The organism is Ruegeria sp. AWH4_226 (genome assembly GCF_056159225.1).
The window spans coordinates 26,180-37,611 of sequence record NZ_JBSWUU010000007.1 but is presented as its reverse complement, the minus strand read 5'-3'; the positions used below and the strand labels follow the sequence as shown (position 1 = coordinate 37,611).

The following is an 11,432-nucleotide window of genomic DNA, read 5'->3' as shown; positions in this document are numbered from 1 at the left end:
CCTGATCGCCGCCCTCATGAGACAGGGCCAGAGCTTGCAGAAGCGGTGCGCGGTATCTGATTTCAGTGACGCCCGCCCATTCGATCTGGGCATCTGCTGCGGCATCCGCAGACAGGCCAGCAGCAAACGACATGAACGATGCCGGCCACTCACCACGCGCCGCAGCTACCGCCTCGTCTTGAGGCAGAATGTTCATCCGCCACAGTTTTTGGCAGAATACGGTTCGAGATAGCTGCGCCTGATCGCGCTTGGCTTTCAGATCGAGTTGACTTCTCTCGTTGAGAATTTCCTGATATTGCGCGTCGGTAATGGGCGTCCAGTCGTCTTTGATCCATTCATCACCGGCCTGATCATCCAGACCCCACAGTTCGCCGTCCTCGTCTATGAAATGTCTCATGCGCCGATCACCCATTCTTTCCAATAATCAAGAGCTTGGCCGTTAGACGAAGCGTCTACACGGGCAACGGAACCAGGCGGACAAACGAATGTGACCCCGACTTTTCCGCTGATGCTGCTAGCCTCATAGCTGGTGCTGATAACTATAGCCCCGTCGACCTTCCCCTCGGCCCGTATCCACCTTGGATTGTTACTCGTTGTTGTGCGCAGCGTGACCATGTGAAGAATTGGCCGACCTGACGTGTTGGTGTAATTGGTGCCAATCCCACGCGAGTTATAACTTGCGATCGCACCGCTGTTGATCGCGCCGCGAATGTCCGTGCGAACCCATGCTGTCCAAACCCCGGCGTTTTGATACCGCTTATAGGTGGCCGCGTTCGGATGGTTTCCGTCGAACTGAATAGCCTCCTGAAACGCGTAGTCGATGCCGATAGGATGGTGCCGTACAATCGTGGCCCAATCGGGTGCCGGGGTGCCTATTGGATTGACACCGAAGTTACAGCGGTAGAATCCAGCAGGCCGGTTTATGTTGAAGCTGTCTGTTATGATGGGGATGTCGCCAGCGAAACCGCCAAGACCGCCCTGTGTTACAATTCGGTTGCTTTCATCACCTTCAAAACCGATGAACCATCCCCGATTGCCGTTTTGGCCGTTGCCATGAACCAGACGTGCCGGCCAATCCCAATCGCTACCGTCAGCAAGACGCGGGACAAACCCACTGTAATTGACGCCAGCATTGACCCCCAGCTTGCGAATAGGTGTTGCTCCGAACTCCACAGAAACATTGTTTGCCGTGCTTACTAGACCCGTGAAATCCGACCCATCCAGTCGAGCTAGGCCGGATGGATCAAACAAGCCAGCCGCTTCGGCACTTGCAGCAGCATTAGCCTCGCTCGCGGCCGCGGCCGAAGCACTCGAACTGGCATTCGTTTCAGACTGTCCGGCACTTGTTGCCGATGCTTGCGCATTGGCCTCCGAAGCAGCAGCGGCATTGGCTGAGGCCAAAGCCTCACCAGCTCGAACCAGAGCACCCGACGCACTGTTGATTGCACTAGTGGCGGCGTTCTGAGAGTTGGTTTCAGATGCGGCCGCATTAGACGCTGACGCTGCCGCAGCGATATTGCTCTGTTCAGCTCCGCTTGCACTGTCCGCTGCCGCAGCACTTGAGGCAGAGGCCGCATTTGCACTGTTGGCTGCGTTCGTTTCAGAGACACCCGCAGCCTCAGCATAACCCTGGGCGTTAGATATTTCATCAGTGGTTGGCCCTTCGGCAAATCCCGTTTCTGTGCGCACTATTGTTCGCTTGACTCTGACCGGAGCCATTTCAGAAATTGCCGGTGAGAACTGATTGAACCGCAAAGTTCGTTCGGCGATCGAAGCGCGTTCTTGCGCTGCCATCGTCAGCTTGTCGGCCGCGCGCTCATGTGCGCTCGAGGGAAAGTCACCAGAGGTGTAATTGGTTTTTTGTGTAAGATCGGTCAGCCGAAAAATAAGAACTTTTTCAACAGCGCTCGGCGCCTCGTCAAGCGTCACCGTGCCGCCAGAACTATCACCCGAAACGGAAAAAGCGGGTACTATTACCGAGCCGTCAGCTCGCAATATTTCGCAACGAATATCGGATAGAGCATCATTGCGCAGCGAAAACGGGAAAGACAGCGTTACACCGTCGCCATCCTGCGGATCTTGAAACGTCTTGATTGCTGTGACCGTCATGCCATTACACTCCAATATGTAGTAAACTACTACACATCGGGGCGTTTTTCTCAAGCCCTAGCGTTCAGTCACCGCGTCAGCACGTTCCCTAGATCTGGCGCACGCTCTGGCAGCGCATCGCCAGCCGCCCACCATGACGGATTGCCGAATTCTCTGATGCGCTTGCGTTCAGCTCGGCGCCAGGCGCGCTCCGCATCGGGATCGACCATGCGTTGAAGGTTGTCGAACAACCCTCTTTGGAAGGCCGCCTTTGCATACCAAATCCCCGTTACGGGCGTATTGTATCGCAAGAAGTTCGATGCCTGGCGACCTAGATTTCCCTCACCGCCAAAGGGCGACCTGGCCGCGGTGATCCCCAAAGATATCACGTCACCAGCTGCGCCGAATACCGGGCCGGCCAACGTGCTTTCAATCCCGCCTCCAAAGCGCGAGCTTTCCGAGCTGAGAAAATCTCCGAAGATCCCGAAGCCGCCACCCTGCAATAAGGCGGCACCGAGAAATTCGGGCGTGTCCATCGGCCGAGGATCCCGACCCTTGACGATCTCTTTCATTTGCAGCGACACCGCGCCCATAATCCCCGTCAGGGCCATCATGAACGAGGCATAATAGACCCGGCTCCATCCCCCTTGAAAGCTAAGCGTGCGGCGAATTTGGTTGTATAGCACCGACATTCCGAAAGTCTTGTACATGAAGCCAGAACGCGCCAGCTCACCGATCAGCGTACCGGGTCGTGTCTGATCCAGAAACACCGCCTGGCCCTCTAGCGAAGCTGACGGAATTGCAAACTCGGTTTGCTCATGGATGGTGGACATGAGCCGCAAGGCAAGATCATCAGCGCGACCAGGCGCCAGATCGGTGCGGCTTCGCATTTCATGCGGTACAAGGAAGGTTGCCCCATCTTCATCGTGCAGCTCAGTTGATCTTATCGCGTCCCAATCATCGGCAGTGAAACCTTTGCGCTCGAGCACAGTTCGAAGCGGCCGATCCACCGTATCCCATCCGCGATGAGCATTGTCAGCCAAGTAGCCCATAAACTCGAGCTGGAACGCATGACGGCCGGCCTCAGTCCATTTTGTCAGACCAGACGCGCGCAAAACAAAATCAGATAATCGAGCGGCTTTTTCCGGCGTGAACACATCGCCCATATAGCGAGCCTGCGCCGCACCGACATTTGCCAGGCTATCAGCAATCAAACCTTTTCGGATCGCCTGATTTCGTCGGCTGCGAACCTCGAGATTACCACCGGCTGCGTTGATCGCTTTGCGGCCGGCATCAGCTGTAGCACTGCCAAGCTCTTTCATCATATTGCCAATGACCCCGCCCGGGTCCAGGCCGATCTTGCGGCCTGCAACCCACTGAAACCCAATGTCAGTGACAGCAGATACTGCGGCCGAGCCAAGTTGTGCCGACACAAGCACTGCGCGCGTTCCTGCGAGAAAGTTGCCAAGATGCTCATCAACGGGCGCCTGGGCGGCGCCAGAATGCAGATCGAGCATGGACGCCGCCTTACGGCTGGCCTTGCGCACTTCGTTAACCGTGGCACCGCGCGAGCTGCCCCAAGGGTTTTCCTGCGCCGCTTTCTCCGCGACCTGGCTCAAATAGGTTAACCCGGCCGATGGATTTGGACCCAGAACGCGCATTGACGCCGTGTCGCGTGCGTAACCGTCGAGTGATGTAACCAGCGTTGTAAACGGATCCTCGGATCCAAACCGGCTGTTATAGTCGAGCCATTCATCACCACCCTTGAAGTGTAAAACACGGCTGGCGCCGCGGCGACTGGATACCGCAAGGCCGCGATCCAGGAACGACGCCTCACGTTTAGCCCAACCGTCCGTTGTTACGTTCCGATAAATCTCTTGCAAAAACTCATCAGCGCGGCCGCCACGCGGGGGCAGGGCGCCGGCGACGGCAAAAGGCTGTTCAGTTTGAAAGTCTGTGATCCGGCTCCAATCGAGCTTGTTCCAAATGAAGTCACGCCATGCCTCAAATCCTTCGGCCTCGATCGCACGGCCATTGTGGTGCATTGGCAGTCCGTAGTTTTCCAACTTGCCCACATCGCCGCCGGCGGCGTTAAAGTCGCGCCGCGCGCGATCGAGCGTTTGCCTTGCAGCCTTGGCAAGATCCCCGGCCATCGCATCGCCCGTGCTGTTACCAAACAGTTCACGAACCATATTCGATAACTGCGCCTTGTTACGCACCTGGCCGAAAATGTTTCGTCCAAACGTCGATAAAACACGATCCATTTCAGCGTGATAGAAACCGGTTAGGCTCTTTGCCAAAGGGACAATGCCTTGGATTGGGCTTGTCTCATCCCCGTTGATAAAGATCCGCAACGCATCGGCCGGGTTTTTCACCCCGCGCAACGTGGTGTGGTTCATCATGTGTTGAGCGTTGCGATGCGCCGTGGACAGGCGCAACATGGTCAGCCGGCGCTTACGGCCGGCACGCGCGGCCATGATCCGCTTAACATCCTCGGCCGCTTGCGCGTTCGCCGCGTCCTCGCCGATGCGGCCCGCATAGTCGCTGCGCAGCTCGTTAAAGAGCCGCTGCGCCTCTGCGCCTCGATCGGCATCCATTTCGCCGCCCTCGATCGCGTTGGTGATACAGTCAAACAGGCTCATATTTCCCCCATTGCTAGCAACCTAGCAAGCTATGTTTCGACAATGCCCTCAACCGCTTCGCAGTTGGTGCAGATGATTTGACCATCCTCGGATATGAACACATACTCGGAAAGCACGACGCGGCCGCACAGGCTGCACATCCAGCAAATGACGCTGGCATTTTCTTGCAGCTGACCGGCCGTTAGGATTTCGCCATTGAGCGCATCACGTTCTACAGGCATCGAGCGCCCCCAGGAAATCAGCGTCAGCGTCGAGATCTGCCAACAGATCAGCCGCGTCGATCAATTCGGGCTGGCCGTCGATCGTGCGCCCAGTCGGAACCTGGAACACTTCGCCAGCATCGAGCGCCGATCGCACCGCGTTTTCTGCCGCGACTGTTTGAGCTTCGATCTCTGGGCTTGCAGCAGGATCATCAAAAAGATCTCGGCCGGCATCGCTGAACATATCGGTTTGATCACGCGCCCCCAAATCAAAAAGACCGCCATCAGCCGGTTCAGATCCGCCACGTAAAGGCGCATTCTGTTGGGCTGCTAGACGGTCTTGATCATTCAGGGCGCGCACACCTGGCGTCACCAGCTGATCGCCGGCCTCGGTTGCCTCTAGTTCAGCTTGCCGCGGCGCCTGGCTAGGATTGACTTCATTGCCGGGCTCATCTCCTTCAAGCCTTCGTTGGCTTCCACTCGCTCGTAGATCTCCACCATTTTCGATCGTGTTTGGGTCGAAGGAACTTCCTTCGAGCGGGTTGACGCCTTCGAGTTCTGAGACTGGTTTTGCATCGGTTTTCCCTCCGTTGTTGTTGATTTCCGCGTAGCCATCAGCGATCCCCTTCTGTTTCAGCGCGCGGAATGTTGAGGATGGGCGCTCACCCACCGCATCAACGTAAGCCGGGTTGATTAACCGACCGGTGCCAACAAAGCGACCAATCATCCGCTGATAGGCATTCTCGGCCGTTACCGCCATATTCACAAGCCGGATCTCGTAGCCGGCATCTTTAAACCGACCAATAGCCCGCTCGATCGAGGCGGCGCTACCGCCGACTTTAGGTACAACTACGTTGAAACCGTCAGCGATCAGATCCGCTTCAACCAGGCGCGAAAGATCGGAACTTTCCTCATGAACGGCTGATGCGCCAATCCCGCCATCAAATTCGGGAATGGTTTTCTTGATCTCGTCGCTGTCGAGGATTGCGGCGCCCCGTGCAACTGCGATCTCATTAGCGATCGTGGATTTTCCAGCTGCGGGTGGACCCAAGAGAAAAGTAACCTCTTTGCCGCCAGGCTGCAAGTCCTGCGGCGTTATGCCCAATTCTCGCCATGCCAGAGACTTTGCGTCCTCGACCCAACGATCAAGAGCGGCCTCGGTTCCCGTAACCTCTTCACCGTCAAACACATAGGTTCGGCCGGAGTGCCAAGCCTCAGTATTGTACCCCTCGACTACGTGAGTTTCCGGCCGCGCTTCCATTTCCTCAAGCGCCCTGACCATCGCCGGATGCGTGTCGATCGTTGCACGATCAGCACCAGACGCAACCAGCTCGCCGAGCTCCGCTCGATCAGCCGGTATATCGTCGCTTGCTGTGTCTGCTGATCCCTCAACTACGGCGTTGGGATCTGACCCTTGTTCGCGTCCTGCTTCTGCGCCTTCATCCGCGCGACCATCCGGCGTTGCAGCATCGCCCGACCTTCCATCTGCGCCATCCAAGAGCCGAGCTGTATCGCCTCCTTCAATCTCCGATCGGACAGATCCGACGAACTCGCTGACGGCTGATCTGACGCTGTTGCCGTTGCGGACGCCTCTTGCTGCGGCGTTGAGTGCGTCGTCAAGGGGTCCGGCGCGGTTGACGAGCTTTTCGATGAGCCCGATTGCGGTTTCGTCTGTACTGACTCGAGCTGCATTCCTGGTTTCGTTGAGCGCATTGCCTTCCCCTTTGATCCGATCCTGATCGCGGACCAACGTTCTAAACACACGCCGGTCATTGCGTAGTTGCGACATTGCCTTTGCAAAAACCTCGGCCCGCTCTTTGAATAGTGTTTCGGCGGGTTCAAAGTCATCCCCAAAAAGCGATGCCTGGCTATCTCGCGCTGCACGCTCGAGGCCCGAGCGATGCGCATCAGCTGCGACCTGCCGAGCTTCGGCCAGGTTGCGAGGCTTCACCGATATCATCGTGCGCAAAATCCCGCCCTGCAATTCTGCGTCACTGGTCAGCTCGCCGACAAGAGCCGCAAAATCTTCGCGCACAAGCCCGTTTGTTACGATATCAAAGTTATCATCTGACAGCTTTAACAGGCCGCGCGCATCGCGGGCATAACTGTTACGCAACGTTAGCTTTTCCAACATCGCTGGATCTACACGCAACACCTTGGCTGCGTCGATCGCACTGGCATTGCCAGCCTCGATGTTCTTGACGGCGGCGATCGCGCGCACATCAGCGATCGAATAGCCCTCATCCTCGCGCAGAACAAATGCGTTGAACTCGATCGGGGCATGTCCCTGGGCCTCGAGGCGGTTTGCTAGATCCCGACGATGGTGGCCGTCGGCAATCCAACGCGACCCGTCCCGACGCTCATGGATGATCACGTCACCGGCCAAGAGCTCATCCCACTCCGTCACACGATCGAGCGGGCTTTCTACGCCATCAGAATTGACGTTCGTGCGGAACTGATAGGTTTGCGCATCCACACCCACGCTCGCAGCTTGAACGCGGCTCATGACGGGCGGTGCACGCCGACCAGAAACAAAGATCTCACCACCAAGCACATCGAGCACCTGTTGCCGCCCGATCGTTGCAGCGTTTAGGCCGTCGCCATCATAAAAAGACCGGCCCGACGCGGTTGGAAACGCCGCCCATATTTCAGCAAGATTGTCAGCAAACGCCTCAGCTGGTAGCTCACCCGCCTTGAACGCATCAAGGCCGGCATCACGCATCAGCTCATCAGCGAGCCTATCTTGAAGATCTTCATTAAATACCTCGTTGCCGGTCAGACCCAAATTTTCGCGCAAGTCCCGCAGCGTATCACGTATGATCTGATAGCCGCCGGCCGCGGTCGACTGCGCACCAGCATTGATATTCTCGGTTTGCCAAGCGTCAATTTCGTTAAGCGTCATCTTCGTTAACGGCCTGGGCGGCGCGATTACCGAAAAATCGCTTGGCGTGTTGTAGCTGTTGCGCGCCTCACTATCGCGGATCATGGCTCGAACATTATCCTCGACAGGGCGCACCGTATGCGGTGTAGGGCCAACGGTATCCTTGCTCGGAGTGGTCAAAGCCTCGACGCGATCGGGATCCGCCTCATGAGCTTCAAGATCGAGCGGCCGGCCCTCGTCGATCGCGGCCGTGGCTTCGTCCGTATCTCGCCAGTTATCAGATCCGCGCGCCTGTGGCCCTGCATCCTCTTCCGCAATCTGGCGCTCAAGCGCATGTTGAGCTGCCCGCTCTTCGGGCGACAGATCAGAAGCGCGCTTGCGCAGGCTTTGCACGATTGCACGGTTTGTGACGGCAACACCTTCGACCGCGCCACTCGCGACACGAAGCCCACCTTTTAGCAGGGCAGGGGTAGCAGCACCGACAACACCACCAAAGGCGAGTTGCAACGGAACATTGGGTTCCGGCAGATCCAAACGATCCGATATTCTGAATTGCTTGGGCAGGGTCGCGGCTTCGCCCAAAACACCAAGCCCACCCTCGATCAGCATCAAGCGACCAAGTGTGGCTTGGGATCCAACACCCAATGTACCCACCGTAATCGCCACGTTGGTTTCATCGGTCAGCGCCGTACCCATGCGACCGATGAACTCCGGTGCGGTTCTGGACAGGAAACCTTCAGGCGCACGGCTCAAAACCTTTTGCGCCTCTTCATGTTCAGCTTTGAGTGTCTTGTTGACCTCTTCGGTGATCTCTGGGCGTGTAACAGGAATTCCCTCGAAAAGATCCGGCCGCTTCTGACGTGCGGCTGACAGATACTCCACAATACTCGCCTCACGGTTCAACGGATCTACGATGAACTCATATGCCCCGCCAGCGCTGGCAAAGCCGGGTTCCTTGTTGGCTAAATCCTCTTCGGTGAAAAGCCCATTTGCGACCGTTGCAACGTCCAATGCCTTATCAAGATATCCCCGAAACTGGCGCTCAGTGAGCCACCAATAGTCCGTTTCGATCGCCTCAGATACCGCGCCCGCCGCCACGATTTCGGGTGTCGAAACATCCGGTTCAAGACGCGGGATTGCATCCGTAAGATTATCGTCGGGTGCTTGCACCAAATCCATAGATCAATTCCCCGCCGCGTTACGCAGTTGTGCCGCTGCCATCTTGTGCAGATCGACATAAAAAAAGCCGTTTGATGTTCCAGGGTCTTGGAACCACTCAACTTGACCCCGCCGCGAATTCACGCCAACGCGATAGGTTGTGCCTTGAACCCATTGCAATACCGGCTCATCAGGCAACACAACCTGGTCACCTTCATGTGGTCCGCTGCCAGTCAGTGAACCCGCCGCCCAAAGGTCAGGCGTTGCCTCTTCAAACAGCTCAACTACGTTGTTGCTCGACAGGGTAGGGGGCAGCCTTACATTGCGGCCGTTAACGTCCTGAACACCACCAAACTGCACGCCGTCTATTTCAGACCCACCAAGAACCCTGAACACCGCCTCTTCCATAAGTTTACGCTGAGTTTCTGGATTATTGGCCGTTACGCGGCCTGGCGCCTTGGCTGCATAGTAAGCTGAAACAGCGGCTACGACCTCTTCGCGGCGGCCTGGCTGTGCGCTCATTGTGCCGTCGAGCCCTTCCTCCAAGGCTTCGATCAACTCCACGCGCGGTGCGGTCAACTCGTCGCCGGTTTCCTGTGCTTTTCGTCCAGCAAGTACCGTACGCGCGACCTGATCAGATCCAGTTTCAGCGACCAGGTTTCCAGCCCATTTCACGGCCGGATCCAATCCGCCGAGCTCTTTGAACACGGCCGGCGCAGACCCGCCGAAGCCCGAATTGATCGAGACGATAAGCGATAGCTGATCATCGACAGATCCAGTACTCAGTAGATCCTCGTAATGCTCGCGTTCGCGTTTGGTGAAAATCGCCACTGGCGCGCCGTGGTTCTTGTTTAGATCGACGACCAACGCCATGCGCGTCTCAACGCTATCCTGATCGCCAAGATCAAGTGGCACAGCGCCAGGCAGTCCAGCGGTAAACGCATAGCTGATCGGATCCGACTTGAGATCCTGCTTGGCTCGTGCGTCGATCTGTTCGAGTGTCGAAAGATAGGCACCCTCTACAGTGGCATCATCAACACTGATCCCGCGACTGCGCGCCTCAGCAATAACGGCCGCGCGTTCTTCCGGTTTCGCCTGGTAGAAGTTCCCAAGCGTTTCGGACGCCTGAACCGCGCCGGCCAGCTCTGTTTCAAACTCAGTGCCGGCGACTGCATTTTGCAGCTCGGAAAGATCCGCTGGATCTACCAGACCGCCGCGGACCAAAACACCGCGCGCGGTGTCTAAGCGGCGCTCGAGCTTGGCATTGGCCTGGTTGGCTATGCTTTCAGCTGTGCGCTTTGCGGTGGAAAGATAACGCTGACGCTGCGGCTCATCGAGATTAAAGGCGCCTGGCTCGCTGAGCGCTTCTGCCGCGGCGGCGGGATCGGTGTTGATCGCATCGAGCGCTAAGGCCGTCGAGACATCACGATCAAGAGATTGCCGAAATGACTCCGCCTCTTCTGCATCCAAGTGACCCACAGCCTCGAGCGAGGCGATGGATTGCAGACCTGTATTGTAAAGCTCGGCCGCCTCTTCAGGAGATCCGGCAACGGGGATCGCATTTGCTGTTGTGCGGATCGTGCGGGCCAATGTTGCACGCGCATGGCCACCTTCCAACGTGTTTTGTCGGCGAAAAACGTTAGCCTCAGCGCCGACGCGCGCCCGTGCGAATTCCGTTTCGATCCTGGCTTTCTGACGCGGATTTCCGATCCGGTCGACTACGGATGCTTGCAGCTCATCAAGGCGGGCGCCGTAGCGCTGGCGCATCGTGGCAAAGTCTTGATCAGCTGTCAGATCCGCATTCAGCGCACCTAGACCCTCGATCATGGACAGCCTGGCATCGTTAAATTCGACTTCCTGGCGGGCTTGCTCGATCGTGCGCCCAACATCTTGCGCGGCATTCGCCAATGATTGAGCGCCACTATTATCACTCGCGGCACCGATCGAGATTGTAGGCGCCGGAGCTGCTGACGGTGCCGTTGTTTGTGGCCGATAGTCCCGAATTGGCATCTTTAGATATACCCCGCAGTTTGTGCGATATCCCCGGCGCCGCGAAGAGCAGAACCCAATCCACCCAGGCGCAATTGGCTTGCGCGAGATCTGCCCTCAAAGGCATCAATATTGCCACCCGCGCGAAGAGCACGCGCCTGATTTGCGCCTTGTGTCACGATGTTGAGCTCATCAAGCTTTGCCTGGCGCTCAGCCTCTTGCGCCAGAAGCAAGCCGGTTCCGCTTGAGCTCGAGCCCCCAAATGCTGCAATGTCGGATCTCAGGGCGCCGCGGAACTTGTCGAATTCACGGCGCTGAGCGCCCACATCTGCCGCGGTCTTACCATCGACAAAATCAGCCTGATCGTGCTTTACCTGCCTGTTGTATTCACCAGCAGCTTGCGCCGATGACGCGGCTGAGAATGATGACGCCACGGAAAAGACAGTGCCAGCGGCCATCAATGCAAGCCCCATA

The 11,432-nt window shown here is 57.3% G+C and carries 7 protein-coding genes; all 7 read right to left on the bottom strand.

From position 1 onward, the window contains the following. On the bottom strand, positions 1 to 397 hold a 397-nt coding region (locus ACXAET_RS22735; RefSeq protein ID WP_475191111.1), incomplete at its 3' end, for a hypothetical protein. After that, complete coding sequence (locus ACXAET_RS22730) at positions 394 to 2,109, bottom strand: pyocin knob domain-containing protein (protein ID WP_475191109.1); 1,716 nt, start codon at positions 2,107 to 2,109, stop codon at positions 394 to 396. The genes ACXAET_RS22735 and ACXAET_RS22730, both read right to left, overlap by 4 nt. Positions 2,110 to 2,177: 68 nt before the next feature. Then, positions 2,178 to 4,730: a hypothetical protein gene (locus tag ACXAET_RS22725; protein WP_475191107.1), complete on the bottom strand. Its 2,553-nt coding sequence runs from the start codon at positions 4,728 to 4,730 to the stop codon at positions 2,178 to 2,180. A gap of 29 nt (positions 4,731 to 4,759) precedes the next feature. Then, positions 4,760 to 4,951 carry a hypothetical protein gene (locus ACXAET_RS22720; RefSeq protein WP_475191106.1) on the bottom strand — a complete coding sequence of 64 codons (192 nt, stop codon included), beginning with the start codon at positions 4,949 to 4,951 and terminating at the stop codon, positions 4,760 to 4,762. Then, entirely contained in the window at positions 4,935 to 8,990 is a 4,056-nt protein-coding gene (locus tag ACXAET_RS22715) for a zeta toxin family protein (protein WP_475191104.1), read from the bottom strand. The genes ACXAET_RS22720 and ACXAET_RS22715 overlap by 17 nt, the downstream gene beginning before the upstream one ends. A gap of 3 nt (positions 8,991 to 8,993) precedes the next feature. After that, the gene (locus ACXAET_RS22710) at positions 8,994 to 10,979 is read right to left on the bottom strand and encodes a hypothetical protein (RefSeq protein WP_475191103.1); all 1,986 of its coding nucleotides are present in this window, start codon (positions 10,977 to 10,979) and stop codon (positions 8,994 to 8,996) included. Between the two features lie 2 nt (positions 10,980 to 10,981). Beyond that, entirely contained in the window at positions 10,982 to 11,431 is a 450-nt protein-coding gene (locus ACXAET_RS22705; protein ID WP_475191099.1) for a hypothetical protein, read from the bottom strand. Position 11,432 lies beyond the last annotated feature (1 nt).

Excerpts from the sequence above, each read along its gene's own strand:
- ACXAET_RS22730 (WP_475191109.1), bottom strand. The coding sequence starts at position 2,109 with ATGACGGTCACAGCAATCAAGACGTTTCAAGATCCGCAGGATGGCGAC.
- ACXAET_RS22725 (WP_475191107.1), bottom strand. The coding sequence starts at position 4,730 with ATGAGCCTGTTTGACTGTATCACCAACGCGATCGAGGGCGGCGAAATG.
- ACXAET_RS22720 (WP_475191106.1), bottom strand. The coding sequence starts at position 4,951 with ATGCCTGTAGAACGTGATGCGCTCAATGGCGAAATCCTAACGGCCGGT.
- ACXAET_RS22715 (WP_475191104.1), bottom strand. The coding sequence starts at position 8,990 with ATGGATTTGGTGCAAGCACCCGACGATAATCTTACGGATGCAATCCCG.
- ACXAET_RS22710 (WP_475191103.1), bottom strand. The coding sequence starts at position 10,979 with ATGCCAATTCGGGACTATCGGCCACAAACAACGGCACCGTCAGCAGCT.
- ACXAET_RS22705 (WP_475191099.1), bottom strand. The coding sequence starts at position 11,431 with ATGGGGCTTGCATTGATGGCCGCTGGCACTGTCTTTTCCGTGGCGTCA.